General features: G+C 66.2%; 24 protein-coding genes. 11 read left to right on the top strand and 13 right to left on the bottom strand.

The window, feature by feature from the left end; translation table 11 throughout:
• Positions 1-11 precede the first annotated feature (11 nt).
• The gene (locus GGQ64_RS02520) at positions 12-731 is read right to left on the bottom strand and encodes a PAS domain-containing protein (RefSeq protein WP_183798535.1); all 720 of its coding nucleotides are present in this window, start codon (positions 729-731) and stop codon (positions 12-14) included.
• A 234-nt stretch (positions 732-965) separates the two neighbouring features.
• Positions 966-2,981: a DEAD/DEAH box helicase gene (locus GGQ64_RS02515; protein WP_183798532.1), complete on the bottom strand. Its 2,016-nt coding sequence runs from the start codon at positions 2,979-2,981 to the stop codon at positions 966-968.
• Positions 2,982-3,480: 499 nt separating this feature from the next.
• On the opposite strand from GGQ64_RS02515, the gene panC reads away from it, so the two are divergent.
• From panC to GGQ64_RS02495, 4 genes are all read left to right on the top strand, one after another.
• Positions 3,481-4,356: a pantoate--beta-alanine ligase gene (panC, locus tag GGQ64_RS02510; protein ID WP_183798529.1), complete on the top strand. Its 876-nt coding sequence runs from the start codon at positions 3,481-3,483 to the stop codon at positions 4,354-4,356.
• Positions 4,357-4,358: 2 nt separating this feature from the next.
• Complete coding sequence (gene panB / locus GGQ64_RS02505; protein ID WP_183798526.1) at positions 4,359-5,186, top strand: 3-methyl-2-oxobutanoate hydroxymethyltransferase; 828 nt, start codon at positions 4,359-4,361, stop codon at positions 5,184-5,186.
• A 150-nt stretch (positions 5,187-5,336) separates the two neighbouring features.
• A complete protein-coding gene (locus tag GGQ64_RS02500; RefSeq protein ID WP_183798523.1) occupies positions 5,337-6,050 on the top strand; it encodes an AzlC family ABC transporter permease in 714 nt (237 codons plus the stop codon).
• A 1-nt stretch (position 6,051) separates the two neighbouring features.
• On the top strand, positions 6,052-6,366 hold the full coding sequence (locus GGQ64_RS02495) for an AzlD family protein (RefSeq protein ID WP_425488477.1): 315 nt from the start codon (positions 6,052-6,054) through the stop codon (positions 6,364-6,366).
• 49 nt (positions 6,367-6,415) lie between these two features.
• On the opposite strand, the gene GGQ64_RS02490 is transcribed toward GGQ64_RS02495, so the two are convergent.
• Positions 6,416-8,257, bottom strand: a complete 1,842-nt coding sequence (locus GGQ64_RS02490; protein WP_183798520.1) for an aminopeptidase P family protein — start codon at positions 8,255-8,257, stop codon at positions 6,416-6,418.
• A gap of 202 nt (positions 8,258-8,459) precedes the next feature.
• Here GGQ64_RS02490 and GGQ64_RS02485 point away from each other — a divergent pair, with 202 nt between their 5' ends.
• Positions 8,460-8,864 (top strand): hypothetical protein, encoded by a 405-nt coding sequence (locus tag GGQ64_RS02485; protein ID WP_183798517.1) that lies wholly within the window; start codon positions 8,460-8,462, stop codon positions 8,862-8,864.
• Between the two features lie 500 nt (positions 8,865-9,364).
• Here the strand turns inward: GGQ64_RS02485 and GGQ64_RS02480 are convergent, their stop codons facing one another.
• The 4 genes from GGQ64_RS02480 to GGQ64_RS02465 form a co-directional block, all read right to left on the bottom strand.
• Positions 9,365-10,243 (bottom strand): 50S ribosomal protein L11 methyltransferase, encoded by an 879-nt coding sequence (locus GGQ64_RS02480; RefSeq protein WP_183798515.1) that lies wholly within the window; start codon positions 10,241-10,243, stop codon positions 9,365-9,367.
• Between the two features lie 141 nt (positions 10,244-10,384).
• Positions 10,385-11,515: an FAD-dependent oxidoreductase gene (locus GGQ64_RS02475; protein ID WP_183798512.1), complete on the bottom strand. Its 1,131-nt coding sequence runs from the start codon at positions 11,513-11,515 to the stop codon at positions 10,385-10,387.
• 12 nt (positions 11,516-11,527) lie between these two features.
• Complete coding sequence (locus GGQ64_RS02470; protein ID WP_183798509.1) at positions 11,528-12,127, bottom strand: SCO family protein; 600 nt, start codon at positions 12,125-12,127, stop codon at positions 11,528-11,530.
• 135 nt (positions 12,128-12,262) lie between these two features.
• Complete coding sequence (locus tag GGQ64_RS02465; protein ID WP_183798506.1) at positions 12,263-12,421, bottom strand: hypothetical protein; 159 nt, start codon at positions 12,419-12,421, stop codon at positions 12,263-12,265.
• A gap of 275 nt (positions 12,422-12,696) precedes the next feature.
• On the opposite strand from GGQ64_RS02465, the gene GGQ64_RS02460 reads away from it, so the two are divergent.
• The 3 genes from GGQ64_RS02460 to GGQ64_RS02450 all read left to right on the top strand — a co-directional run bounded on the left by GGQ64_RS02460 (position 12,697) and on the right by GGQ64_RS02450 (position 14,564).
• Positions 12,697-13,161 carry a chemotaxis protein CheW gene (locus tag GGQ64_RS02460; protein ID WP_018326507.1) on the top strand — a complete coding sequence of 155 codons (465 nt, stop codon included), beginning with the start codon at positions 12,697-12,699 and terminating at the stop codon, positions 13,159-13,161.
• 184 nt (positions 13,162-13,345) lie between these two features.
• Positions 13,346-13,984, top strand: coding sequence for a bifunctional nicotinamidase/pyrazinamidase (pncA, locus tag GGQ64_RS02455; RefSeq protein ID WP_183798502.1), 639 nt, complete (start codon positions 13,346-13,348; stop codon positions 13,982-13,984).
• Positions 13,985-14,072: 88 nt separating this feature from the next.
• Positions 14,073-14,564 (top strand): hypothetical protein, encoded by a 492-nt coding sequence (locus GGQ64_RS02450; protein ID WP_183798499.1) that lies wholly within the window; start codon positions 14,073-14,075, stop codon positions 14,562-14,564.
• An 88-nt stretch (positions 14,565-14,652) separates the two neighbouring features.
• Here the strand turns inward: GGQ64_RS02450 and GGQ64_RS02445 are convergent, their stop codons facing one another.
• The gene (locus tag GGQ64_RS02445) at positions 14,653-15,144 is read right to left on the bottom strand and encodes a CreA family protein (protein WP_183798496.1); all 492 of its coding nucleotides are present in this window, start codon (positions 15,142-15,144) and stop codon (positions 14,653-14,655) included.
• 166 nt (positions 15,145-15,310) lie between these two features.
• Positions 15,311-16,060, bottom strand: coding sequence for a copper homeostasis protein CutC (locus tag GGQ64_RS02440; RefSeq protein WP_183798493.1), 750 nt, complete (start codon positions 16,058-16,060; stop codon positions 15,311-15,313).
• 129 nt (positions 16,061-16,189) lie between these two features.
• On the opposite strand from GGQ64_RS02440, the gene GGQ64_RS02435 reads away from it, so the two are divergent.
• The 3 genes from GGQ64_RS02435 (at position 16,190) to GGQ64_RS02425 (ending at position 19,597) form a co-directional block, all read left to right on the top strand.
• Positions 16,190-17,611, top strand: coding sequence for an amidase (locus GGQ64_RS02435; protein WP_183798491.1), 1,422 nt, complete (start codon positions 16,190-16,192; stop codon positions 17,609-17,611).
• 109 nt (positions 17,612-17,720) lie between these two features.
• Positions 17,721-17,924 (top strand): DUF1059 domain-containing protein, encoded by a 204-nt coding sequence (locus GGQ64_RS02430; RefSeq protein WP_183798488.1) that lies wholly within the window; start codon positions 17,721-17,723, stop codon positions 17,922-17,924.
• A gap of 554 nt (positions 17,925-18,478) precedes the next feature.
• A complete protein-coding gene (locus GGQ64_RS02425) occupies positions 18,479-19,597 on the top strand; it encodes a DUF2778 domain-containing protein (protein ID WP_246422235.1) in 1,119 nt (372 codons plus the stop codon).
• 268 nt (positions 19,598-19,865) lie between these two features.
• On the opposite strand, the gene GGQ64_RS02420 is transcribed toward GGQ64_RS02425, so the two are convergent.
• The 4 genes from GGQ64_RS02420 to GGQ64_RS02405 all read right to left on the bottom strand — a co-directional run bounded on the left by GGQ64_RS02420 (position 19,866) and on the right by GGQ64_RS02405 (position 24,544).
• A complete protein-coding gene (locus tag GGQ64_RS02420) occupies positions 19,866-20,300 on the bottom strand; it encodes a hypothetical protein (RefSeq protein ID WP_183798482.1) in 435 nt (144 codons plus the stop codon).
• 170 nt (positions 20,301-20,470) lie between these two features.
• Positions 20,471-23,122 (bottom strand): ATP-dependent helicase, encoded by a 2,652-nt coding sequence (locus GGQ64_RS02415; RefSeq protein ID WP_183799136.1) that lies wholly within the window; start codon positions 23,120-23,122, stop codon positions 20,471-20,473.
• 105 nt (positions 23,123-23,227) lie between these two features.
• Positions 23,228-23,914: a L,D-transpeptidase gene (locus tag GGQ64_RS02410; RefSeq protein ID WP_183798479.1), complete on the bottom strand. Its 687-nt coding sequence runs from the start codon at positions 23,912-23,914 to the stop codon at positions 23,228-23,230.
• A 222-nt stretch (positions 23,915-24,136) separates the two neighbouring features.
• Positions 24,137-24,544, bottom strand: coding sequence for a carboxymuconolactone decarboxylase family protein (locus tag GGQ64_RS02405; RefSeq protein ID WP_183798475.1), 408 nt, complete (start codon positions 24,542-24,544; stop codon positions 24,137-24,139).
• Positions 24,545-24,586 lie beyond the last annotated feature (42 nt).

Below are 24,586 nucleotides of genomic sequence, written 5' to 3'. Positions count from 1 at the left end.
TATGCCAAATCTCAGTGGTCCCGGCGGCGGCGGTCGGGGCCTTCGTGGATGACCACCAGTGCGCCGATCATCGTGGGGCCCTCCGAATAGCAGGGCGTCAGCCGGCGACGGACCACGACGACCTCACCGTCCCTCTCGCGGGCGGTGGTGTACTCGACGGTCTCGCCCGCGAAGCAGCGGTCGAGATTGTCCTTGATCGTATTGTTGAAGTGCTCCGCGCCGACGATATCGCGCACGTGCCGCCCGACGAGTTCGTGCGGCTTGCGCTTCAGCCGGGCCGCGTCGGTGGCGTTGGCGTAGAGGTAGCGATAGTCGGTGGTCACGACCGCGACACGTTCTGCGAGCGTATCGAGCTGGCCGATGTCCAGCACCCCGTTTCTCACCGGCGCCGAGAGGGCGGGCAGGCCGTTCTGGTCGGCCGGGCGGGTGCGGACGGTGATGTATCGCCTGAGGAGAAGTTCGATCAGGTCGGCATTGTTGCGGACGCTGGAGGCGTCCTCGGCCTCCTCGCGCAACAGCCGCAGGAGGGCGGTGAACTGTGCCTGCTGCTCGGCCGCATCGTGCGTCTGGTGGTCGACCAGTGCCATCAGCGCATTCGTCAGTTCCCGGTCGAGGCGATGGACGAGCGGTATGTCCTCTGCGTCGATGGCATCGTGCAGACGACGGTAGCGTTCCCAGAATGCCTCGGTCAGCCCGTCCATGGAGAGGGACAGGCGACCGGTCCGGCCCATATGTGGTTTCGTCTCTGACATACAACCCGTGCGCGCCGCCCCCGTCCTGATTCTCAAATCCTGTGGCGCTGCAGCGACAATATGATTGTTCAGGCATGTGGTGAAGGGGAAAACGGCGAAATGCGCCCATTCGTTGCACGAATCGGCGGCGCGGAACCCTATTTTTGATTGCGGGGGCACTGTCGGGGCAGGGAGAAGGCGGCAGGCGCAGGCGCGCATGCCGCCTTCTGCACGTCAGCCGTTGGACTTGCGAGCCTTCCGCTTGGGCGATGGGCCCTTGGCCGGATGGTCCTGGCGGGGAGGCCTGTCGGCGAACGAGCCGTCCTTGTAAGGCTTGGCCTTGCCCTTGAAGTCTCCCGGCTTGCCCTTGAAGCCCGCGGGCTTGCCGGAGCGGTCGTCCCGGGCCTGCGGGGCCTGGCTGCGGCCGTCGGCATGCGCGGCCTTCTCCCAGGTCTTGCGGGCGGGCTTCTCGGCGAAATCGGCGCCGGCATGCCTGTCGGAGGCTCTCTCGCGCTTGCCGTTCTCCCGCTCGCCTGCGAAGCTCCGCTCCTTGCGCGGGCCGCGATCGGGCCGGTCGCCTGCCGGCTTGCCGCGCGGCTTCGATGCCATGTCCGGCACGCCCTCGAGCCTGGTCAGGCGAATACCCTTCTCGATGAGCAGCTTCGGGCCGATCTTGTCGAAGAAGGCGTCTGCCGCCTCTTCGGCGAGTTCGACATAGGTTTCGTCTTGCTGCATGCGGATCGCGCCGATCTCGTTGCGCGTGATGCCGCCGGCGCGGCAGAGCATCGGGATCAGCCAGCGCGGCTCGGCGTTCTGCTTGCGACCGACCGAAAGCGACATCCAGCGGCCGGGCCCGAAGGCGTCGCGCGGCGGGCGGGGCGCCTGCTCTGCGGTTTCGCCCGGCCGCCGCTCGCGGGCGGGGCGGCGTTGCGAAAGATCAACTTCCCGCAAGTCTTCCGGCGCGGAGCGGCCCTTGCGGTAGAGACGCACGAAGGCGGCGGCGATCTGACGGGCGTCGAGGGTCGAAAGAAGGGTGTCGGTGAACTCCGCCTCGTCGTCTGCGACCGGCTCGGCAAGCATGGGATCGGCCAGCAGCCGCTCGTCGTCGCGACGAAGGATCTCGTCGGCTGACGGCGGGTTTGCCCATTCGGCGGTGATCTTGCCGGTGGCCAGCAGGCGCTCGGCGCGACGGATCGCCGGCACCGGAACGATCAGCGCGCTGACGCCCTTGCGGCCAGCCCGCCCGGTGCGGCCGCTCCTGTGGAGCAGCGTGTCCGGATTGGTCGGAAGGTCGGCATGGATGACGAGTTCGAGATTGGGCAGGTCAATGCCGCGGGCAGCGACGTCGGTTGCGATACACACCCGGGCGCGGCCGTCGCGCATCGCCTGCAGGGCATGCGTCCGCTCGTTCTGCGACAGTTCGCCGGAGAGTGCCACGACGGAGAAGCCGCGATTGTTCAGGCGCGCGGTCAGGTGGTTGACGGCGGCACGGGTCGAGCAGAAGACGATGGCCGTCGGGGCCTCGTAGAAGCGCAGCACGTTGATGATGGCATGCTCGCGGTCGTGCGGGGTGACCGCCAGCGCGCGATAGGCGATGTCGCCATGCTGGCCCTTTTCGGCGGCGGTCGTCACGCGCACGGCGTCGCGCTGGTAGTTGCGCGCCAGGTCCTCGATGGCGCGGGGAACGGTCGCCGAGAACATCAGCGTGCGGCGTTCTTCCGGTGCCGCCTCGAGGATGTACTCCAGGTCCTCGCGGAAGCCCAGGTCGAGCATCTCGTCGGCTTCGTCCAGCACCACCGCCTTCAGTCCGGAGAGGTCCAGCGAGCCGCGGTCGATATGGTCGCGCAGCCGGCCAGGGGTGCCGACGACGATCTGGGCGCCGCGCTCCAGCGTGCGCCGTTCGGTGCGGATATCCATGCCGCCGACGCAGGACGCGATCACAGCACCCGTCTCGCCATAGAGCCATTCGAGCTCGCGCTTCACCTGCAAGGCGAGTTCGCGCGTCGGCGCGATCGCCAGCGCCAGCGGCGCGGCCGCGCGGCCGAAGCGCTCCTCGCCTCCGAGCAGGGTCGGCGCAAAGGCGAGCCCGAAGGCCACGGTCTTGCCCGAGCCGGTCTGGGCGGAGACGAGCAGGTCCGCGCCTTCGAGGTCGGGGTCGGCCACCGCCTTCTGCACCGGGGTCAGCGTCGTGTAGCCGCGTTTTTCCAACGCGCTTGCCATCGCCGGAACGAGGCGTTCGTATTCGGTCATGTCTGGTCTTTCGAATCTCTGAAGCGCGCTGCCTGGAAACGGCTCACGTGCCTTCTGTGTCTATTCCTGTGCATGGCGCAGTCCCGAAACCGCTGCACGTCTTCGGGGCACATGCGTCAGGTCCGGCCCGGATGTGCGGGCGCATTGCTCCGGCTCTCTGGCCGTCTGCGATTGGCGCGTTCCTAGCTGGAAGCGGTGCAAAAGTACAGGGATTATATCGGAAGGGGTATTCCCTGCCGCGATGCCAGGTTCGGTTAGGTCCGGGCAGAGTCCGTTCAGGCGGGAGATTGTGTTTTCGCGCCGCACAAGCTAGAAAGCGCCGCTGCCGCGAAAGAGCGCGAGACGCCGCCGGCAGTCGCACCTTTGGGAGGAGGTGTGGCGCATGGAAGCCGAGCCGGCAGCGATGTACGGCAGGCCCGATGCGCGGCAGTGAAAATATTGCTGAACCCTGGCAGATCGCTCTTCTTTCATGGTCAGCCAGGCTGGAGGATCCGCCTCGATGCAGACCATCACCACGATCGAAGGCTTGCGTGCGGTGCTGGCGCCGCTTCGCGCACGCCTCAAGTCCGTCGGCCTTGTCCCGACGATGGGTTACCTTCACGTCGGCCACATGGAGCTCGTGCGGCGCGCGCGCGCCGAGAACGACATCGTCGTCGCTTCGATCTTCGTCAATCCGCTGCAGTTCGGCGCGGGAGAAGACCTGACGCGCTATCCGCGCGACCTGCCGCGCGACCAGCGGATGCTGGAGGAGGGCGGCGTCGACTTCGTGTTCGCACCCGGTGTCTCGGACATTTATCCCCGTCCGATGGTGACCGTCGTCGACGTGCCGGCGCTCGGCGCCGAACTCGAGGGTGCCGTGCGGCACGGCCATTTCTCCGGTGTCTGCACCGTCGTCACCAAGCTTTTCAACATCGTCGGACCGGACCGCGCCTATTTCGGCGAGAAGGATTTCCAGCAACTGACGATCATCCGCCGCATGGTCGAGGACCTGGCGCAGGGCGTCGAGGTGGTCGGGGTGGCGACGGTTCGCGAGGCGGATGGGCTCGCATGCTCGTCGCGCAACGTCTACCTGAACGCAGAGCAGCGGGCGGCGGCGGTGATCGTGCCGAAGGCGCTGGACGAGGCCGAACGGATCATCCGTGCCGGCGAGACCAGCTCGCGCGCCGTCGAGGACGGCGTTCGCGCCTTCATCGCCACGGAACCGCTGGCGAATGCGGAGATCGTGGCGCTGCGGCATCCCGAAACGCTCACCGAGGTCGAGGAAATCGGCCCCGGGCCGGTTCTTTTATTGCTTTTCGTCCGGATCGGGAGCACGAAGCTGCTCGACAACCGGATTATCGGCCAAAAAGAGCAGAATTCAGCGAAGGTAGCCTGACAATGAGCGTGCATGCAGCGAAGCGGCGCCTTGCGCCGGCGGATATCCGGGCCCTGAAGGGCCAGCGACCGATCGTCAGCCTGACGGCCTATACGACGCCGATCGCCAAGCTGCTCGATCCGCATGTGGACTTCATGCTGGTCGGGGATTCGCTCGGCATGGTGGTCTACGGGCTCGATTCCACCGTCGGCGTGACGCTGGAGATGATGATCGCGCACGGCCAGGCCGTGATGCGCGGATCGGACAACGCCTGCGTCGTGGTCGACCTGCCGTTCGGCTCCTACCAGGAATCCAAGGAGCAGGCGTTCCAAAGTGCCGCGCGCGTGCTGAAGGAGACCGGCTGCAGCGCGGTCAAGCTCGAGGGCGGGGCGGAGATGGCCGAGACCGTCGATTTCCTCACCCAGCGGGGCATCCCGGTGCTGGGCCATGTCGGGCTGATGCCGCAGCTGATCAACACGACCGGCGGCTATCGTTCGCTCGGCCGCAGCGACAAGGAAGCCGACAAGATCCGCCGCGACGCCAAGGCGATCGACGATGCGGGCGCGTTTGCAATCGTCATCGAGGGTACGATCGAACCGCTGGCCCGCGAGATCACGAGTTCGGTCAAGGTGCCGACGATCGGCATCGGCGCTTCGCCGGCCTGCGACGGGCAGGTGCTGGTCGTAGACGACGCGCTCGGCATCTTCACCGACTTCAAGCCACGCTTCGTCAAGCGCTTCGCCGATCTCGCGCCGCAGATCAGCGAAGCCTTTGCGGCCTATGCCGAAGAGGTGAGGGCGCGGACCTTTCCCGCCCAGGAACACACGTTCCAGGTGAAGGCCAAGTCCTGATCCCGGATGGGCGATCCGGCCCGGGCGTTCCGGCGTCGGCCGGGTCGCTAAAGGTTCAGCGAAATCGATCGATACATCAGCCATATTCAATTGCGCTGAGAGGTGCGCGGGACTAGAGCGGTTCCACGCGAGGGTGGAGGTGCGCACCAGGTGAGCAAGGCTGATTTCTTCGAGGGCGTGCGCAACGGCACGCCGGTGTTTCTGTCGGCAGCGCCGTTCGGCGCGCTGTTCGGCGCGATTGCGGTCGCCAACGGCCAGACGATCGCCGAGGCGGTGCTGATGAGCATGACGATCTTCGCCGGCGCCAGCCAGCTTGTCGGCATCGAGCTGTTCGGGCAGAACATCGCGCCCTGGGTCATCGTGCTGTCGATCTTCGCGGTGAACTTCCGCCACATCCTCTATTCGGCGGCGATGGCGCCGTTCGTCAGGCATTTCACGGCGGTGGAAAAGTTCTTCGCCTTCTTCGTCCTCACCGATCCGCAATTTGCCGAGACGCTGCGGCGCGGCGAGGCCGGCCGAAAGGTCAGCTTCTCCTGGTACATCGGGTTTGCGCTGGTCATCTACATTCCCTGGCAGGTGATGACCGCGCTCGGTGGCGTCTTCGGCCAGCTCATCGGCGATCCGAAGGTGATCGGTATCGATGTGCTGCTGCCGATCTACTTCATGGCGCTGGTGCTCGGCTTCCGCAAGCGGCCGAATTTCCTCTCCGTGGTTGCGATCAGCGGCGCCGTCTCGGTGATCGCCTATCACACCGTCGGCTCTCCCTGGCACGTCAGCATCGGTGCGCTCGCCGGCATGGCGCTCGCCGCGGTGTTGCCCGTCAAGCGCGCTCCGGCCGCGCGCGACACGGCGCAGGAGGGCTGAGGTGGGCGCGTTCTTTCATGCCGACATGATCGCGATCATCCTTGCGGGTGCTGTTGCGACCTTCCTGACGCGCATCGGCGGATACTGGCTGGTGATGCGGATGAAGACGATCCCGCCGCGGCTGGAGGCGGCGTTGAATGCCGTGCCGGCCGCAGTGCTGACGACGCTCGTGGCCCCCGCCTTCTTCACCGGCGGCCCCGACGTGCAGGTGGCGATGGCCGCGGCCCTGATCGCAAGCCTCAGATTCTCCGTGCTGCCGATGCTGGCGATCGGCTGGTGCGCGGTGATGCTGATGCGCTACGCCTTCGGCGTCTGAGGGAGACCGCGGGCTCTTTCGCGCGGAGTCGAGAGACGCCCGCCGCCGATCATGCGCCGTGGCTGAACGGCGCCGTTGCGGCTTCCAGCCATGTACGCACGGCGGCATCCTCGATCAGCGGCATCAGTTTTTCGCGCGTCCGCTCGTGATACGCGTCGATCCAGTGCAGTTCGTCGCGTGTCAGGAGATCGGTGACGATCAGGCGCTTGTCGAGCGGGCAGAAGGTCAGGGTCTCGAAGGCGAGCATGTCGATGTCGCCGCCCTCGATCGCGGCCGCGGGCAGGACATGGATCAGGTTCTCGATGCGGATGCCGAAACTGCCGGCGCGGTAGTAGCCGGGCTCGTTGGAAAGGATCATGCCGGGCAGCAGTTCCTGCGTCGAAAGCCGCGAGATCCGCTGCGGCCCCTCGTGCACGGAGAGGTAGGAGCCGACGCCGTGGCCGGTGCCGTGGGCGTAGTCAGCGCCCGCCTTCCACAGTGCCACGCGGGCGAGCGGGTCGAGGTCGCAGCCGCGGGTTCCCCTGGGGAAGCGGGCGGTGCTGATGGCGATCATCCCCTTCAGGACGAGCGTGAAGAAGCGCTTCTGCTCATCGGGCACGTTGCCGATCGCGACGGTGCGGGTGATATCCGTCGTGCCGTTGATGTACTGCGCGCCGGAATCGATCAGAAAGAGGGTGCCGTCTTCAAGCGTCGCGTCGGTCTCGGTCGTCACGCGGTAGTGGATGACGGCGCCATGAGCGCCGGCGCCGCTGATCGTGTCGAAGGAGATGTCCTTCAGCGGGTTCTGCATGCGCTGGCCGACGGCGGCGCGGCAGGCTTCCAACTGCTTTGTCACCGTGATTTCCGTCAGCGTTCCCGGCTCGGACGCGTCGAGCCAGGCGAGGAACTCGACCATGGCGGCGCCGTCCTGCAGATGCGCCTTGGCGGAGCCTGCCAGTTCGACCTCGTTCTTGCAGGCGCGGGGCAGGCGGGCCGGGTCCGCGCCCTCGACGACCGCACCACCGGCTGCGCGGATAGCTTGCGCGAGCGCGAAGGGCGCCTGGTCGGGATCGATCATGATGCGCTTGCCCGCGCGCGACAGCGCGGCGATGCGGGCGGGAAATTCGGACGGCGGGGTGAAATCGGCAAGCTGGGTCAGGTAGGCTTCCTCCTCGATTCCCGTCTTGCGCTTGTCGATGAATATCTCGGCCTTGCCGTCTGCGTGCAGGATCGCGCGCGCCAGCGGGTGAGGGGTGTGCGGGACATCGCTGCCGCGGATGTTGAAGAGCCAGGCCGTGGTCGAGGGATCGGTGACGGCGAGCGCATCGGCGCCGGCTTCGACAACCTTTGCGGCCATTTCGGCGATCTTGTCTTTCGCCAGCTTGCCGGCAAACTCGATCGGCTGGATCTTCACCCGGCCGAGCGGTTCGGCGGGGCGGTCGCTCCAGAGGCGGTCGAGCGGATTGTGGTCGAGCAGCACGAGGCTGCCACCGACCTTTTCCAGCGCCTTTTCGAGCTTGCGCACCTCGCCGCCGGTGTGCAGCCAGGGGTCGATGCCGAGGCGGAAGCCCTTCGTGGCGTGCTTGGGGATCCACAGGTGCGGCGGTTCGCCGACGAGGTCGCCGCCCTTGAAGACGCTGCCGTCCACCTGCTCGGCAAGCTGCGTCACGTAGCGGCCGTCGACGAACACGATCGCCTCGCCGCGGGTGACGAGGGCAATCCCGGCCGAGCCGGCGAAGCCGGTGAGCCAGGCCAGCCGCTCGGCGCTTTTCGGTACGTATTCGCCCTGGAACTCGTCGGCGCGCGGCACGAGAAAGCCGTCAATGCCGAGGCCGTCGAAGGTGGCGCGCAGCGCGTCCGTGCGCTCGCGGCCGAACTGCGGGGTGGAGGTGACGTCGAAACTCTGGAACATGGCTGTGCTACCGAACGGATTGGACTTGGGAGGGGACTCTAAAGCATGTCTTCCGAAAGTAATAACCGGTTTGCGGGCGATCACACCGGAAAAAAAGTGAGGCATGCCGGCCAAGCAGCCGCCGGAGATGTGGTACACCGCCTGACGAGCATGCCGTCCATCGATGATGGCGGCGGAAAGCCGGAAGCGAAGGTCTTCAATAATGACACGTGTCAGCATACTCGCCCCTTTTTTCACGCTGCTGATGGTCGCTGCCCCGGCACTGGCGCAAGAGAACCCCTATCCCGGCCGGCCGGGATTGGCCTTCCCGGAAGGGACGCCCATGGAAACCGCGAGCTGCAGCGATCTTCAAAAGACCATCCAGAATCTCCAGTTTCCCAGTGGCCAGCGCATCGATCTATGGGCGTCCGGCCCGTTGACGATCGTCGATACGGATGAAGTGCTTTGGTACGTCGGAATCTGCTCGCTCCCAGGCATCCGCGTACTATGCGTGACCTACTCGGACAACGGCATGCAGGTCGGCGATGTCGTGACTGTGCGCGGCGCCATGAGAATTCAGGATGACAAACATATCCTGCTCGACCCCTGCCTCGCTTCGCGCGACTGATCTGAGGGCGTCTGGCAAACTCGGGCCAGCTTCACTCCTATAAGCGGCCATCTCGCTGTGGATCGGCTCCAGAGGACAGAGCGTTGCGAAGGCGTGTAGCGTTAGCATTTGTCCATGCGCTGAATGCATGGCTCCCATGTCCAAATTTCGCTGTTGCTTATCTTCGTTTCGGTTATAAAGCGCCCATCGAAGCGAACGCGATATGCGGTCGAGCGAAAGAGAAACGAAAGATTTCGCCGCAAGGCGATCCTGCTAGGTGCTCCGGCCAAATGCCTGTCCGGTCACTCCTCCTCCCTCCTCCGGGTGGGTGTTCGGAGCACGTAGAGTCCGCTTGAGCTCTCCTCCTCCCAAGCTCGCGGACAGGCCGGGAAACCGGCCCATAGGCGGTGCCTCCGGCACCGCCTTTCTCTTTTTCAGAAGGCCTTTTCAGTCATGCCTCCCGGTCGCATCCCTGCGCGACCGGGAGGTTTCTTTTTTCAGGTCTCTACTGTGAAGGCTCGTCAGGGCCTATCGAGATGGATCGTCACCCAGCCGTTGCGCCAGATGGTGCGAACGTGGCGCAGGCCCGCGCCGGAATAGGCGGCGATCACCTTCCAGCGCTGGTTTGCGAGAATGCCCGACAGGACCACGTGCCCGCCGGGCGCGAGATGGGCGGCAAGTTGGGGCGCCATCCGCATCAGCGGGCGGGCGAGGATGTTGGCGATGATCAGGTCGAAGGGGCCGTGCCGGCGGAAGACGGTGTGATGGAAGCCGGTCGCCGTCTCGAGCGTCATGCCGGTGGCGATCCCGTTCTTGCGCACGTTCTCGCGGGCAACCCTGGTGGCGAGCGGGTCGATGTCGGTCGCAAGCACCGGAATCGGCGCCAGCTTGCGGGCGGCGATCGCCAGCACGCCGCTGCCGGTGCCCAGGTCGAGGGCGGAGCGGATCCGGCCCGAGCGCATGACGCCCTCGATGACCTCGAGGCAGCCGGCTGTGGTGCCGTGGTGGCCGGTGCCGAAGGCCTGTCCGGCGTCGATCTCGATTGCGATCTCGCCGGCGCGGGCGGTGCCCCGGTCATGCGAGCCGTGCACGACGAAGCGGCCGGCGCGAACCGGCTGCAGACCTTCCAACGATTTGGCGATCCAGTCGACGTCGGGAATTTTCTCACGCTCGATCTTCGCTTCGGGAAAGGCAGGCTCCAGCAGTGCGGCGAACCGCGCGCGCATTTCCTCTTCCTCGTCCGCCATCAGGTACAGCGACGCCTCCCAGATGTCGCGCTTCTCGTCGATCTCCATGGTGGCGATGGCGTAGCCTTCTTCCTCGAAGGCGTCGGACATCAGCGCCAGCATCGCCTCGGCGTTCTTCTCGGTCGTGCTGGTGAAAAGGCGGATCTCGCTCACGGTCTCGGTGTTCCTGCTTGCCGGCCGGACGGCATGCCCTGGCCATTTCCACTGTCGGTCGGTGCGCGGTCGGTGCGGCGGGCGCCGCACGCGATCCGACCCGCGGCGCAGTAGCATGTCCGGGGGCTGGCGCAAAGCGCATCAGCTGGCGACGGAAAGCCAGGGCGGGTTTGGCGTGTCCATGCCGGCAATGCTGCGCACGAGCGCCCTCTCGGCGAAGCGGAGATGCGCCATCAGCGGCAGGATGCGGTCGCGCAAGGCCAGAGATGCCGGCCGGTCCATGGTCGCCATCGCCGTCAGCATGCGGGTTTGGCGCAGCACGCCGCGGACCGCCGGCAGGCGCAGCTTCGAATATTCCGCCTCCCGTCCCTCCGAGATCAGCCAGGCGAGCCAGCAGGCGTCCTCGATGCCGAGGTTCATGCCGCGCGCGCCGATCGGCGAATGGATATGGGCGGCGTCGCCTGCGAGGAAGACGCGGCCGACCGACATCGTCTCGACGTGACGGAAGCTGACGGTAAACTTCGAGCGCCAAGTCAGTTCGGCATTCGGGCGCGGATGAACGATGCGGTCTTCGAAGTCGCCCATTGTGGAGATATAGCGCAGCACGTTGGCGCGGACCGGGATGCAGGCGAGGACGCCGGGATTGAAGAATTCCACCCGCGCGTGGCGGACGTCGACAGGCGCGTCATAGGCGTAGTCGGCAAGGAAGAACTCGTTGTCCAGCGCGTCGCCCGGAAAGGCGAAGCCGCAGGCCTTGCGGACGGTGGAATGGGCGCCGTCGGCGCCGACGAGCATGGTGGGCCTGACAGTCTCGCCGCTGTCGTCGTTGCGCACGAGCGTGACTTCGGGCGCATCAGGGGTGCCGTCGATCCTGTTGACCCTGGTGTGCCATTCGGGCTCGACCTCCAGGGCGCGCAGCCGCTCCAGCAGCAGGCGCTCGGTGGCGCCCTGCGGCAGGATGCTGAGCGCCGGCCCCGGTCCGCGAAACCCTGCCGTGTTGACCGTGAGAAGCGGGGCTCCGAGGGAGGAGAGCTTGAGGCCCTCGATCGGCAGCGCCTGGGCGGAGATGTCGGAGGCGGCTCCCGACGGGCCGAGCAGCATCAGGGTGCGGGCGTTGACGCCGAGCGCGCGACTCTCGTTCTCGGCGACCGGGCCGTCCGTTTCGGCGACGATGCGCGGCTTGATGCCGCGGCGTGCCAGTTCGAGCGCCAGCGCCAGTCCCACTGGCCCCGCGCCGGCGATGAGGATCGAGCAGTCGGCGCGTGAAACCATGAGCGGAGGTTCCTATCCCTTGATGAGGTTCTCCAGCTTTTTTACGGCAACATCGGGGTTCTCGCCATAGGCTATGGTGCCCCGGAAGCGACCGTCCCCGTCGAGCAGGAAGACGGACGCGGTGTGGTCCATCGTGTACTCGCCGTCCGGCTGGCTCTCGTCGACCGGGACCTTGCGGGCATAGACCCGGAAGCCCTTGACCATGTCCATGACCTTGTCGGCCGGGCCGGAAATGCCGGTCACGCGCTTGGAAACGTTGGAAACGTAGGCGCCGAGGATCTCCGGCGTGTCGCGCTCCGGATCGACCGTGATGAAATAGGCCTGCATCTTCGAGCCGTCCGGATCGACCCTGGCGAGCCAGCCGTCGAGCTCGAACAGCGTGGTCGGGCAGACCTCGGGGCAATGGGTGAAGCCGAAGAAGAGCGCGGTCGGCTTGCCGGTGAACGCCTTCTCGGTGACGGGGCTGCCGTCCTGCGAAACGAGGGTGAAAGGCACGCCGAAGGGGCCTTCGGCCAACTGGTCTTCGGTTCGCGTCATCTCCAGCGTCAGCCAGCCGAGCAGGCCGGCGAGGAGGGCGATGGCGATCCAGAGGATGATGCGTACGGTCTTCATGGGCAATCCGTCATCGGCAGGTCGGCCGCGGCGCGGCCGATGGAGACCGTGTCATAGTCGGTCCCGCCGCAGGGGGCAAATGCACCTTTTGCCGCAAGCGGGCGCGTCCGGCGGCGATCAGGCGGCCCGGTTGGGTCAAAAGCACCAGGACATGCCGGTTTCGGCCATGGAGAGCAGGATCGACGAACCGTGTTCCAGCCAGCCGGCGAAAGCGAGCGCGGAGAGCGTGCCGAGCAGGGCTGCCCCGGAGGCGAGCAGGACGGCGGCGCGGACGGTGTGGCGGGCAGTGTTCATGAGGGCATGTTAGCGCAGAAGCGGGCCGACCGGAATGGGGCAGGGGACCGGCGCCTGTTGCGGGAGCGGATTTGTGCCGGTCCAAGACCGGCCGGGATGCCGCGCAACGTCCCGATTCCGAACATTTCCGGCAGATTCTTAGCGCTTGCTTAATCTATCTCTGCAAGGCTGCCGCAGCGTATGGGCCATCCTGGCCTCTCGGGCATGAGGTCCGCCGGCCGCACAGGCCTTGCGCGCAGCTGTGATCCCTCGGCCGAAACTGGGAAGTCCGATCCATGTCCAACGCCATCAAGCAATCCGGCGCATACCTCGAAATCGTCTCCTTCCACCTCGGAGACCAGGAATTCTGCATCGACATCATGGCGATCCGCGAAATCCGCGGCTGGGCGCCGGTCACGCCGATGCCGCACACGCCGCCCTACGTCCTCGGCCTGATCAACCTGCGCGGTGCGGTGATCCCCGTGATCGACATGGCCTGCCGCCTCGGCATGAAGATGACCGAACCGTCCGAGCGTTCGGCGATCATCGTCACCGACATCGCCGGCAAGCTCGTCGGCCTGCTGGTGGAGCAGGTCTCCGACATGATGACCATCAAGAGCGAAGACCTGCAGCCGGCGCCGGAAATCATCCCGGAAGCCCAGCGCGCCTTCTGCCGCGGCATCGTCGCGCTGGAAAAGACGATGGTCTGCTTCCTCAACCTCGACACCGTGATCGCCGACGAACTGGCGCAGGCCGCCTGATCGACGAACGGCCGGCCGGTCGCGTCTGAAACCCCGGGACGGATGTCGCCGGGGTTTTCGCGCGCACTGCATTCATCCGGTTGATTTTTCCATCCCCTTGATTCTTCGCAACGCAATGCTCCATGCTTGTTCGTAGCCTGGGTCCTGACCCCGGAATTTGCGACATAGGATCGGAGTGCCCATCATGAAGTGCCTGCTGCTCATCGACCTCCAGTCAGGGTTCTGCCCGGGCGGCAACCTGGCCGTCCCCGAGGGCGACGACGTGATCCCGGTCGCCAACCGGCTGATGGCGAAGGGGGGCTATGACATGATCGTCGCCTCGCAGGACTGGCATCCCGCAGACCATGGCAGTTTCGCCTCCAGCCATCCCGGGCGCAGTCCCTTCGAGATGGGGGAACTGAAGGGCAAGCCGCAGATGCTCTGGCCGGACCACTGCGTCGAACACACCGACGATGCGGCGCTCCATCCCGCCCTCGACGTGACGCGGATCGACTACATCCAGAAGAAGGGCATGGACCGCGAGGTCGACAGCTATTCCGCCTTTCGCGACAACGACAGGACGGCACATACGGGGCTTGCCGACTACCTGCGCCAGCGCGGCGTGACGCAGATCGACATCGGCGGGCTTGCGACGGACTATTGCGTGCAGGCCTCGGCGATCGACGCGGTCGAGATGCTGCCCGGCGTGCGCGTCCGCTTCATCGAGGACCTCAGCCGGGGCATCGCGCCGGAGACGATCGCTGCGGCGGAAGAGGCGATGGCTGCGGCAGGGGTTACGACGGTAACGGAAGCCGAAATCCTGCGCGAGGCCCGCCAAGGGTGATCGCCGGTTGAACCGCAGGTTGGAACAAACCGAAGCGAGCGGCATTCTCCTCCCCGAAGGCGCACAAAAGCGCTGCAGGGAGATAACCATGAAACCGCTTGCAACTCTTTCGGCCATTCTGCTTGCCGGTGCGATCGCCGCTCCCGCGCTTGCGACGACGACCATCGACGGCATGAACGTACCGGTACCGACCCCGCGTCCCGCCCTTGAGATGGCGCAGGCGTCCGGCGAGCCGATGAACCAGCCCGACGCCTCCGGCGGCCAGCAGGCCGGCAGCCAGAACATGGACATGATGAGCACAGGCGCGATTGCGCCGAGCGTCTCCGGCGTCGAGGATTTCAAGACGGTCGATATCGCCAAGATCGCGGTGATGCGCGTCGATGAGGTCGCCGACGAGGATGCCCGCGAGCAATACCGCCTGCTGTCGGACAGCCACGCCGCGGACGTGCGCAAGCTTCAGTCCGACATCCGCACCAATGCCGACCTGGTCGCGGCCCTTGAGGCCCAGCAGGTCGACGTCGACAACGTCATTTCCGTTCAGCAGAACGGCGACGGCAGCGTGACCTTCATCGTCATGTAGGCCAAGCGTCATGTAGGCCAGTTCCTGGCGTATCCGCCCGGTGACAGTTACGGAGGAGGAGGCCGCAATGGGCCCGGAGCGATCCGGCCTATTGCGGCTTTCCGCTTGTCCAGGTGACGTTCTCGCCGAAGAGCGGCACGGTGGAGATCGACATCTTGGCGGAGCCTTCCGTCAGCTCCCGCGAATGGGCCAGGTAGATGAGCGTGTCGTTCTTGCGGTCGTAGATGCGGGTGACCACCAGCTTCTTCCAGATGAGCGACAGGCCGGCCTTGAACACTTCATCGCCGCCCTTCGACAGGTCGATATCGCCGATCGTGATCGGGCCGGTCTGCTGGCAGGCGATCGCGTTGTTGGAGGGATCCTCGAACCAGTTGCCCTTCTGCAGGCGGTCCAGCACGCCCCGGTCGAAATAGGTGATATGGCAGGTCACGCCTGCGACCTCGGGATCGCCGACCGCGTCGATCATGATGTCGTTGCCCATCCAGTCCACCCCGACCTCGCCGACCGTGTCTGCGAGCGAGCCGGTGGCGAAGAGGGCAAGGCCTGCGGCCAGGGCGATGCGAAGGCGTGAAGCGGTCATCGGGCGGTCTCCATGGTGGCTGGAAGCGTCGGGCTCCAAAACTGAATAGATTCCAGAATCGATTCAAGGCGATATGTGGAAAGTCTCATGTTCTGCTGTGACCTTCTCCACGTCACTTAGGTGCGGCAAGGCACTTTGCAATACCGACACATAATCCCGGCCGGTCTCAGGGCGCTTTTGCAGCGGCGATCGTCGCCCGCACGCTTTCGGGATCGGTCAGCGTCAGTTCGTATTCCCGGTCCTTCTCGGTGCCGCCCATGCCGACGTGGGGATTGCGGAAGCGCATGCCGCTCGGCACCGTCTTCAGCGCGGCGAAATGCATCTCCTTCAGCCCTGCGCCGTCGCGCACCGCCTTGATGTTGCCGGCATCAAGCGCGCCGCAGCCCATGATGACGATGCGGTCGCCGGCCTGCGCCACCGCTTGCCTCAGGATGTCGATGCCCTCGAGCGCCGTGTCGCGCTGGCCGGAGGTCAGCACCCGGTCGACGCCGCAGCGGATCAGTGCCTCGAGCGCGTCTTCGGCGTCCTCGGTCATGTCGAAGGCGCGGTGGCAGGTGACCGACATCGGCCGGGCGGCGGCCACGAGTTCCTTCGTCCGCGCCTCGTCGATCCGGCCGTCCGGGGTGAGGCAGCCGATGACGACGCCGGCCACGCCCTCGGCGCGCAGGGCCGAGATGTCCTCGCGCATGGTCTCGAACTCGGCCTGCGAATAGAGGAAGTCGCCGCCGCGGGGGCGGATGATGACATGAACCGGGATGCGAGCCGCCTTCACCGCCGCGCGGACCGTCGCAAGGCTCGGCGTCAGGCCGCCCTCCATCAGGCTGGCGCAGAGCTCGACCCGGTCGGCGCCGGCCTCCTGCGCCGCCAGGAATCCGTCGATGCCTTCGACGCAGAGTTCGATGAGCGGTGCTGCCATGGTCTTTTCCTCATGTGATTCCGGGTGACGTTAGGGCGGCGGGAGATCGCGGGCAATGGGGCAGGCCGGCTTTGCGTTCGCCGGCGGGTGCGCTATGGATCTGCGCGCAGGCGAGGGAGGGATGCCGAAGTGGACGGATTGACCGCGTTGTCCGCAACCGAGCTTTCGGTGGCGATCCATGGCCTCAAGGTCTCCTGCCGTTCGGTGATGGAGGCGTATCTGGCACGGATCGGGGCGATCAACCCGCTCGTCAACGCCATCGTCAGCCTCAGGGACGAAGGCGAACTGATGGCCGAGGCCGAGGCGGCCGACCGGATGCTCGCAGAGGGGCGGTCACGCGGATGGCTGCACGGCATGCCCTTCGCCGTCAAGGATCTCTCGGAGGCCCGCGGAATCCGCTGCACCTACGGCTCACGGATCTACCGCGACTTCGTCCCGGACTATGACGACATCCATGTCGAACGCATTCGCGCCGCTGGCGCCATCGTCATCGGCAAGACCAATGCGCCGGAGATGGGGCTCGGCTCGCATACCTACAACGACGTCTTCGGCGCCACGCGCAATCCATACGACCGGACGAAGAGCGCCGGCGGCTCGTCCGGCGGCGCTGCGGCGGCACTGGCGGCACGGCTCGTTCCCGTCGCCGACGGCAGCGACATGATGGGATCGCTGCGCAACCCGGCAGCCTTCAACAACGTCATCGGCTTCCGGCCGAGCTTCGGCCGCGTGCCATCGCTCGGCAACGAGCTCTATCTCGGTCAACACGCGGTGAACGGTCCGATGGGGCGCTCGGTCGCAGACGTCGCCGCGCTGCTTGCGATCCAGGCGGGATATGACGCCCGCGACCCGCTGTCACTGCCGACGGAGGAACTTATGCCCGGCAAGACAGGCGATTTCGCCGGGGCGAGGATCGGCTGGCTCGGCGACCATGGCGGTCACCTGCCGTTCGAGCCCGGTATCCTGGGACTCTGCCGCTCGGCGCTCGAGGTCTTTGCCGCGCTCGGCGCCTCCGTTGCCGAGGTGCCGCCGGGCTTCGACATGGATCGCCTCTGGCGGGCATGGAAAACCTATCGCCATTTCCTCGTCGCATCCGCGCAAGGAGCCGATCATGCCGATCCCGACCGGCGGGCGATGATGAAGCCGGAAATGATCTGGGAGATCGAGAACGGGCTTGCGCTTTCGGCAAGCGAGATCGCGGTGGCCTCGTCGATCCGCAGCGACTGGTACCGATATGTGCAGGCGCTGTTCGAGCGCTACGACTTCCTGGTGCTGCCGTCGGCGCAGGTGTTTGCCTTCGACGTGGAAACGCACTGGCCGCGGGCCATCGCGGGCAGGGCGATGGACACCTACCATCGCTGGATGGAGGTGGTGATCGGGCCGACCATGGCCGGGCTGCCCGTCGCCGCCATGCCGGCCGGCTTCGGCCCGGACGGGTTGCCCGCCGGCATCCAGATCATCGGCCCGCCGCGCGCCGACAGGGCGGTGCTGCAGGTCGCCGCGGCCTATGAGGCGCTGACCGGCTGGACCGGACGCGCACCCGCCATCGGCTGAACCTCGGGGGCGCGAGGCGTCGGGCATTGTGATTTGTCCAATGCGCGGGGCGGACGTATCCTCGTCGTTTCGCGGCCGCATCCCGGCCGCCGGGCATCGGGAGGGATCCATGGGTCGCAGATACATCGACTGCCGGGAATTTCCGAGCGAGATGAAGTGCACGATCGCCATCTCCGCCGACAGCGAGGAAGAACTGGTCGACGCCGCCGTGCTACACGCGGTGTCCATCCACGGCGAGCACGATACGCCGGCCTTCCGCGCCGAGATCCGCAAGGCCGTCCATGACGGAATGCCACCAATGAAGGCAGCCTGAGACACCGATACGGCCGGATCGGACCCGGCAGCCTGTCGAGCGACAAGATCGCGCGAACATTGTTCGCGCGCGTGTGGCGTTTCGGCCGCCGCATGCTGGCCAACGGGGCCGGCTCCGCCCCGTTTCGTCCGTTCTCCTTTCGTTAGCAGATAAAGTAATTCATCGCCCCCGAATGCGCCCTGTTTGCGCTTCCCTCCGGAAAATTTTCGACGGCGTTTGTTTTTGCGAATGCCGTTGAAAACGCTGGACGATTCTGGTCCTCCAGCAGGCTTGTCAGCCGCGTTCCCCGCGTTTTCTGAAACGCCGTAAAGGATTTGCTTACCATAGTTTGACAGCATTTCGGTCATTGTTTCGACCAGCGTGCATGGCACGGGGCGCCGAGAAAGACGGCGCTGCGACGCCATCGGGCCGGTCCCGGCGACAATCCGTATGATTGGCGCCGGATCGAGTAACCAGTAGCTTGGGTAACGGGTATCATGGCGTCATTTGTCGTTGCGTGCGGTGAAATTCCTTCCCGTTCCCGGGGACGCTCCTTTTTCAAGACCACGCGCGGCATGCTCGTCGCAGCGCTCGCCGCCTGCCTTTCGGTCGCGGCCGGCGTCTGGGTCGCCGGTGCGCTCGCCACGGTCCAGACCGCGGCCTCCCCGGCCGCTGCCGCCAAGCAGGGGCGGCTGCAGGCATCCCTCGACATGCAGAAGCCGGTGCACAAGGCGCCGGTCGAGCGCAATATCCGCGTGAAGAAATTCTCCCGGCTGTCGAAGACGCCGGCCGACCAACTCTGGCCCGCCGGCCTCACGGTCGCGGTCATCAAGGACCACTACGACAGACGCGCCGTCCTCGCTGCGGCGAAGATCGAGCGTGAGACGGCGAGGACGGCGAAGGCCTATGCGCTGGCCGGCTCCTCGCGGGCCGAGGCCAGCACCATGGCCGGTACCGTGGCTGCGGCAAATGTGGTCGTGCAGCCTTCCATGGTCTCGGCGCTGGTCGATCCGGGCACAGCGCGCCAGGCGTTGGACAAGCCTTTCAATCTGGTCCTGCCCGAAGAGGCGGCCGAACTCGGCCTGCCGGACACGATCCCGCTGCCGGAGACCCGGCCGCGGCGGTTGGCGAAGGTCGACGACGCGGAGACGGATCGCAAGGCCGCCAAGCCCGCCGCTGCCAGAGAGCTTGCCTATGCCAGCCCCTCGCAGCTCAAGGACGACGACGAGGTGCGCGAGACGCGGCCCGGCCTGTTCGGCGACTTCGGCCGGAAGGCGAGGGGGCGCACCGCCTACTACGACATCTCTGCCGGGATCGTGCACTTGCCGAACGGTGAAAGACTCGAGGCCCACTCGGGCATCGGCAAGATGCGCGACAACCCGCGTTACGCGCATATGCAGATGCGCGGCCCGACGCCGCCCGGGACCTTCAAGCTGACCATGCGCGAGAAGCGGTTCCACGGCGTGGAGGCCTTGCGCATGACGTCGGTCGATGGCCGGCATCCGCTCGGCCGAACAGGCCTTTTGACGCATTCCTACCTGCTCGGCCCGAACGGCAATTCGCACGGCTGCGTGGCGTTCAGGAACTATCCGCGCTTCCTCTCCGCCTTCAAGCGGGGCGAGATCGACACGCTCGTGGTCGTCCCCAGCATCGGCAGCTCGAAGCTGGCTTCGCTGTTCGGCAAGCGGATCTGAGGCCGCCGGAGGCGTTCGCCTTGCAGTGGCGCCTCGGCCAGGCGACGCGTACTCCAGCTTTTTTCGACGAGAAGGGACGACAAGGACCGCCGCCGGCTGGACGTCGCCGACCGGCGGAATTTTTGGCTCGTAGCGTTCTCCCGGCGACGCTCACGCGTTGAAAGCGCCCGCACGTGCAGCGCCGCGCACGGACCTGCCTGCGCAGGTCGCGTGCCCGCATGCGATCCCGTATCCGGACCTGCCTGTCTGCGTCCGGACGATGAGGGCGCTATGCCATGAACAGCCGGCGCAGCACGGCAAAGAAGCCCGGAGGCTTCGGTGCCAGCACGGCCCGGATCTGTGCCGCTGCCGTTCCGGCGCTCACGGCCGATCCGTAGTGGCAATAGCAGATGACCTCATGCAGTTCGTCGTCGGACAGTTCGAAGAACCGCCTCGCCTCGCCATAGGTGTCGTCGGCCAGCCCGGCCGTCCGCAGCACCGGATCGGCGAAGGCCACCGAGATCGGCGAGCCGTCGCCGCGCATGGCGTTGCGGACGCCCGGCGACTGGTGCTCCGTCTGGCGCAGCGTCGACAAGTGCCAATGCGGGTTCTTCTCAAGGAGTTCCGCCCAGCGTTCGAGGCGCTCGGTGCGCGTCAGTGTCTGAGCCGGAAAGGTCTCGACTTCTGCAACAAGCCGCAGTTGTTCTACTGTTTGATGCTTCATCTTGGACTCCCATTTGAGGATGGATGTTCCTTCCCCCAATGCTCATGCAGCCCCTCCATGGAAGGGTGACTCCACCGGGCGCGGATGTCCAATCACGATCGAAGCGGGGTGCTGCTTTTGCGGCCGGCGGCCGGCAATCGGCTATTCCGGACCGCGCCGCACCGATGGCTTCACACCCTCTCCACGAACCCGTCGAGGACCTTCTTCTGGCCGGCGCGGTCGAAGTCGATCGTCAGCTTGTTGCCTTCGATCGCGGCGATGTTGCCGTTGCCGAACTTGAGGTGGAAGACGCGGTCGCCGATGGCGAAGCGCGAGGGTTCGGTGGTTGTCGACTTGGCGACCAGTTCGCCCTCGATGGTGCGCGCCCGCGGGCCGCTTTCGCCGTAGCCGATGCGCTCGACGGCGTGGCCGGAGCGGCTGCCCCAGTTGTCGCGGGTGGCGTCGGTCTTGTTCTGCTGCGCGCGGCGCCAGCCGGGGGTGGCGTAGGCGTTCTGGAACGGCTCCTGCTTGTCGAAGCGGGACTGGCCGTAGCCGCCGCGTCCGTAGCCGCCGTAGGACTGCTCGGTCTCTGCCACCTCGACGTGGTTCTCGGGCAGTTCGTCGAGGAAGCGTGACGGCATGGTCGACTGCCACAGGCCATGGATGCGGCGGTTGGAGACGAACCAGATGTGGCAGTTGCGCTTGGCGCGGGTGAGGCCGACATAGGCGAGGCGGCGCTCTTCCTCGAGGCCCGCGCGTCCGCCTTCGTCCAGCGCGCGCTGGTGCGGGAACAGGCCTTCCTCCCAGCCGGGCAGGAACACGGTCTCGAACTCCAGGCCCTTGGCCGAATGCAAGGTCATGATCGAGACGGCGTCGAGGTTCTCGTTGGTCTCGGCGTCCATGACCAGCGAGACGTGCTCGAGGAAGCCGCGCATGCTTTCGAACTGCTCCATCGAGCGGATCAGTTCCTTCAGGTTTTCCAGCCGGCCCGGCGCCTCGGCGGACTTGTCGTTCTGCCACATCGCCGTATAGCCGCTCTCGTCGAGGATCTGCTCGGCGAGTTCGGTATGCGGCGTCGTCTCCAGGAGCGCCGACCAGCGCTTGAAGTCGGCGACGACGTCGAACAGCGCCTTGCGTGCCTTCGGCTTCAATTCGTCGGTCTCGACGATGTCGCTTGCCGCCGCCAGCATCGGGATATCGCGGGCGCGGGCATAGTCGTGCAGGTTGCGGATGGTGGTGTCGCCGAGGCCGCGCTTGGGGGTGTTGACGATGCGCTCGAAGGCGAGGTCGTCGGCCGGCTGGCAGACCATGCGGAAATAGGCCATGGCATCGCGGATCTCGAGCCGCTCGTAGAAGCGGGGGCCGCCGATGACGCGGTAGTTGAGGCCGAGGGTGACGAAGCGGTCCTCGAACTCGCGCATCTGGAAGGAGGCGCGCACCAGGATCGCCATGTCATTGAGATTGTGGCGCTTGCCGTTGCGGTCGGGCCGCTGCAGGCTCTCGATTGTCTCGCCCACGGCACGGGCTTCCTCTTCTGAATCCCAGGCCGCATGGACGACGACCTTGCCGTCCTCCGGATCGTGGCGGTCGGTAAACAGCGTCTTGCCGAGGCGGCCCTCGTTATGGGCGATCAGGTGACCGGCGGCGCCCAGGATATGGGCGGTGGAGCGGTAGTTGCGCTCCAGCTTGATGACCTTTGCGCCGGGGAAGTCCTTCTCGAAGCGCAGGATGTTGTCCACCTCCGCCCCGCGCCAGCCATAGATCGACTGGTCGTCGTCGCCGACGCAGCAGATGTTGACCGTGCCGCTGCCTATCTCCCCCCTTGAGGGGGAGATGTCGGCAGAGCCGACAGAGGGGGGCGTTCTGGCTCCGGCGTCAGAGGGGATACCCCCCTCTGCCCTGCCGGGCATCTCCCCCTCAAGGGGGGAGATCGGGCGACGGCCCGACCGCTGCGCCAGGAGCCTCAGCCACATGTACTGGGCGGTGTTGGTGTCCTGGTACTCGTCGACCAGGATGTAGCGGAACTTCTGGTGGTAGTCCTTGAGGATATCCGGGTTGGTGCGCAGGATGCGGATCGGGTGCAGCAGGAGGTCGCCGAAGTCGCAGGCGTTCAGCGTCTTCAGGCGGTTCTGGTAGGCGGCGTAGAGTTCGCGGCCCTTGCCGTTGGCAAAGGCGCGGGCGTCGCCTTCGGGAATCTGGGCCGGGTCGAGGGCCTTGTTCTTCCAGGTGTCGATCATGCCGGCGAATTGCTTGGCCGGCCAGCGCTTGTCGTCCAGCCCCTCGGCCTGGATGATCTGCTTGATCAGGCGGACGACATCGTCGGTGTCGAGGATGGTGAAGTCCGATCTCAGGCCGACGAGCTCGGCATGGCGGCGGAGAAGCTTGACGCCGATCGAGTGGAAGGTGCCGAGCCAGGGCATGCCCTCGACGGCGCCGCCGACGAGCAGGCCGATGCGCTCCTTCATCTCGCGTGCCGCCTTGTTGGTGAAGGTGACGGCGAGGATCTGCGAGGGATAGGCGCGACCGAGGCTAAGGATATGGGCGATGCGGGTCGTCAGCACCCGCGTCTTGCCGGTGCCGGCGCCGGCGAGCACCAGAACCGGGCCGTCGAGCGTTTCGACAGCCTCGCGCTGCTCGGGGTTGAGGCCGGAGAGATAGTCGGGCGTGCGGTGCGCATCGCGGGCGGCCATGGCGCGCGCGGCGATGCCGCCAGTCGAGCCAGCTGTCGAACCAGACCCGGCCGCGGAGGGAACTGCCGGAGACCTCGGGCCGGGGGCAGGGGTCTTCTTCAGCGCCGGATCGTCGTCGTCGAAGAAGGGAATGTCGTCGTAACCGCTCATCATGCGGCCCAATGTAGTGATTCGGGACCGAAAGGCCAGTTGCGCGTTCCTCTTTTATTCCGGTCGCCACAGCTTGCGGGGCGACCGGATCGGAGGAAATCGGGCCGCCTACTGGTAGACGACGATCGGCGCGTGGTACTTCACGCGGCTGTAGAGATCGATCACGTCCTGGTTCATCAGGCGCACGCAGCCGGACGAGACCGCCTTGCCGATCGAGCGCCATTCCGGGTTGCCGTGCAGGCGGTAGAGCGTGTCCTGGCCGTTCTGGAAGATATAGAGCGCGCGCGCACCGAGCGGGTTCTTCAGGCCCGGCTCCATGCCGCCGTTCTCGATGGAGTATTTCGCAAGCTCCGGCTGGCGGGCGACCATTTCGTTCGGCGGCTTCCAGCGCGGCCAGGCCTGGCGCCAGTGGATGATGCCCTGACCCTGCCAGGCAAAGCCCTCGCGGCCGATACCGACGCCGTAGCGCATCGCCGTCCCGCCCGGCTCGATGACGTAGAGGAAGCGCTTCGGCGTATCCACTACCACCGTTCCGGCCGGCTCGCCGGTCGGATCGAGGACGCGCTGGCGATAGAACTGCGGATCGATCTCCTGGAAGGGGATGGCCGGGATCAGGAAGCCGCCGTCCTCGACGGGGCCATACATGACCTCCAGCTCGGCAAGCGTGGGCGGTTCGATCGGACGGCGGGGGGCGACCGGTACGGGCGCGTAACGGCCGGGCACGGACGTGGAGCAGCTTGCCAGCGCCATGGAGGCTGCTGCCAGTAGGAACGATCTCCGGGAGGTGAGCGTCATTGAATGCGGTCTTTCGAGGGAGGGTTGGCCTGAGGACGGAATCCGTAACGAAATTCTAAGCGCGAGCGCAAGACGGGACTGCGATCACATCTTTGTCACGGCGAACGCCGCTCCTTCAAGAGACGCGTCCCGCGCAGGCCGGCCGACCGCGCATGTCGGCGCGCCGGTGGTGCGCTTCGGCAACGCTCCGGCCGGGGCGTACCTTGAAGATCGGACTTGCGGCTAGCTGCGGTCGGCGTAGAAGGCAGCGTCGACGGGGACCTGCAGGGCGGTCGCGAGCTGGTTGGTCCTCGCGGCAAGCGAGATGATCGAGAGAAGCTCGGCGTGCTGGGTCTCGCTCATGCCCTTGGCCTTCGCCGCCGCCGTGTGCGAATGGACGCAGTAGCTGCAGCCGTTCGTGGCCGAGACGGCGATGTAGAGCATCTCCTTGACCAGCGGATCGAGCTCGGACGGCGTCGCCATGATCGCCTTGACGTCGCGCCAGGTGCTTTCCAACAGCGTCGGGTCGAAGGCGAGATAGAGCCACATGTTGTTGATGAAGTCGGACTTCCGCGTGGCGCGGATGTCGTCGAAGACGGCCTTCACGCGCGGATCGGCCTCCAGGTCGGCTGCGGGCTTGACGGTGCTCATGGCGTCGCTTCCTTTTGATACGGGCTTCTGATGCGGATTGGA

The sequence above is a fragment of the Mycoplana azooxidifex genome (assembly GCF_014196765.1).
Classification (GTDB): Bacteria; Pseudomonadota; Alphaproteobacteria; order Rhizobiales; family Rhizobiaceae; genus Mycoplana; species Mycoplana azooxidifex.
Note: the sequence above shows the minus strand (reverse complement) of the source record. Positions and strands in the feature narration are given on the sequence as shown.

Excerpts from the sequence above, each read along its gene's own strand:
- GGQ64_RS02520 (WP_183798535.1), bottom strand. The coding sequence starts at position 731 with ATGGGCCGGACCGGTCGCCTGTCCCTCTCCATGGACGGGCTGACCGAG.
- GGQ64_RS02515 (WP_183798532.1), bottom strand. The coding sequence starts at position 2,981 with ATGACCGAATACGAACGCCTCGTTCCGGCGATGGCAAGCGCGTTGGAA.
- panC (WP_183798529.1), top strand. The coding sequence starts at position 3,481 with ATGCAGACCATCACCACGATCGAAGGCTTGCGTGCGGTGCTGGCGCCG.
- panB (WP_183798526.1), top strand. The coding sequence starts at position 4,359 with ATGAGCGTGCATGCAGCGAAGCGGCGCCTTGCGCCGGCGGATATCCGG.
- GGQ64_RS02490 (WP_183798520.1), bottom strand. The coding sequence starts at position 8,257 with ATGTTCCAGAGTTTCGACGTCACCTCCACCCCGCAGTTCGGCCGCGAG.
- GGQ64_RS02485 (WP_183798517.1), top strand. The coding sequence starts at position 8,460 with ATGACACGTGTCAGCATACTCGCCCCTTTTTTCACGCTGCTGATGGTC.
- GGQ64_RS02475 (WP_183798512.1), bottom strand. The coding sequence starts at position 11,515 with ATGGTTTCACGCGCCGACTGCTCGATCCTCATCGCCGGCGCGGGGCCA.
- GGQ64_RS02470 (WP_183798509.1), bottom strand. The coding sequence starts at position 12,127 with ATGAAGACCGTACGCATCATCCTCTGGATCGCCATCGCCCTCCTCGCC.
- GGQ64_RS02465 (WP_183798506.1), bottom strand. The coding sequence starts at position 12,421 with ATGAACACTGCCCGCCACACCGTCCGCGCCGCCGTCCTGCTCGCCTCC.
- GGQ64_RS02460 (WP_018326507.1), top strand. The coding sequence starts at position 12,697 with ATGTCCAACGCCATCAAGCAATCCGGCGCATACCTCGAAATCGTCTCC.
- pncA (WP_183798502.1), top strand. The coding sequence starts at position 13,346 with ATGAAGTGCCTGCTGCTCATCGACCTCCAGTCAGGGTTCTGCCCGGGC.
- GGQ64_RS02450 (WP_183798499.1), top strand. The coding sequence starts at position 14,073 with ATGAAACCGCTTGCAACTCTTTCGGCCATTCTGCTTGCCGGTGCGATC.
- GGQ64_RS02445 (WP_183798496.1), bottom strand. The coding sequence starts at position 15,144 with ATGACCGCTTCACGCCTTCGCATCGCCCTGGCCGCAGGCCTTGCCCTC.
- GGQ64_RS02440 (WP_183798493.1), bottom strand. The coding sequence starts at position 16,060 with ATGGCAGCACCGCTCATCGAACTCTGCGTCGAAGGCATCGACGGATTC.
- GGQ64_RS02430 (WP_183798488.1), top strand. The coding sequence starts at position 17,721 with ATGGGTCGCAGATACATCGACTGCCGGGAATTTCCGAGCGAGATGAAG.
- GGQ64_RS02425 (WP_246422235.1), top strand. The coding sequence starts at position 18,479 with ATGCTCGTCGCAGCGCTCGCCGCCTGCCTTTCGGTCGCGGCCGGCGTC.
- GGQ64_RS02420 (WP_183798482.1), bottom strand. The coding sequence starts at position 20,300 with ATGAAGCATCAAACAGTAGAACAACTGCGGCTTGTTGCAGAAGTCGAG.
- GGQ64_RS02415 (WP_183799136.1), bottom strand. The coding sequence starts at position 23,122 with ATGATGAGCGGTTACGACGACATTCCCTTCTTCGACGACGACGATCCG.
- GGQ64_RS02410 (WP_183798479.1), bottom strand. The coding sequence starts at position 23,914 with ATGACGCTCACCTCCCGGAGATCGTTCCTACTGGCAGCAGCCTCCATG.
- GGQ64_RS02405 (WP_183798475.1), bottom strand. The coding sequence starts at position 24,544 with ATGAGCACCGTCAAGCCCGCAGCCGACCTGGAGGCCGATCCGCGCGTG.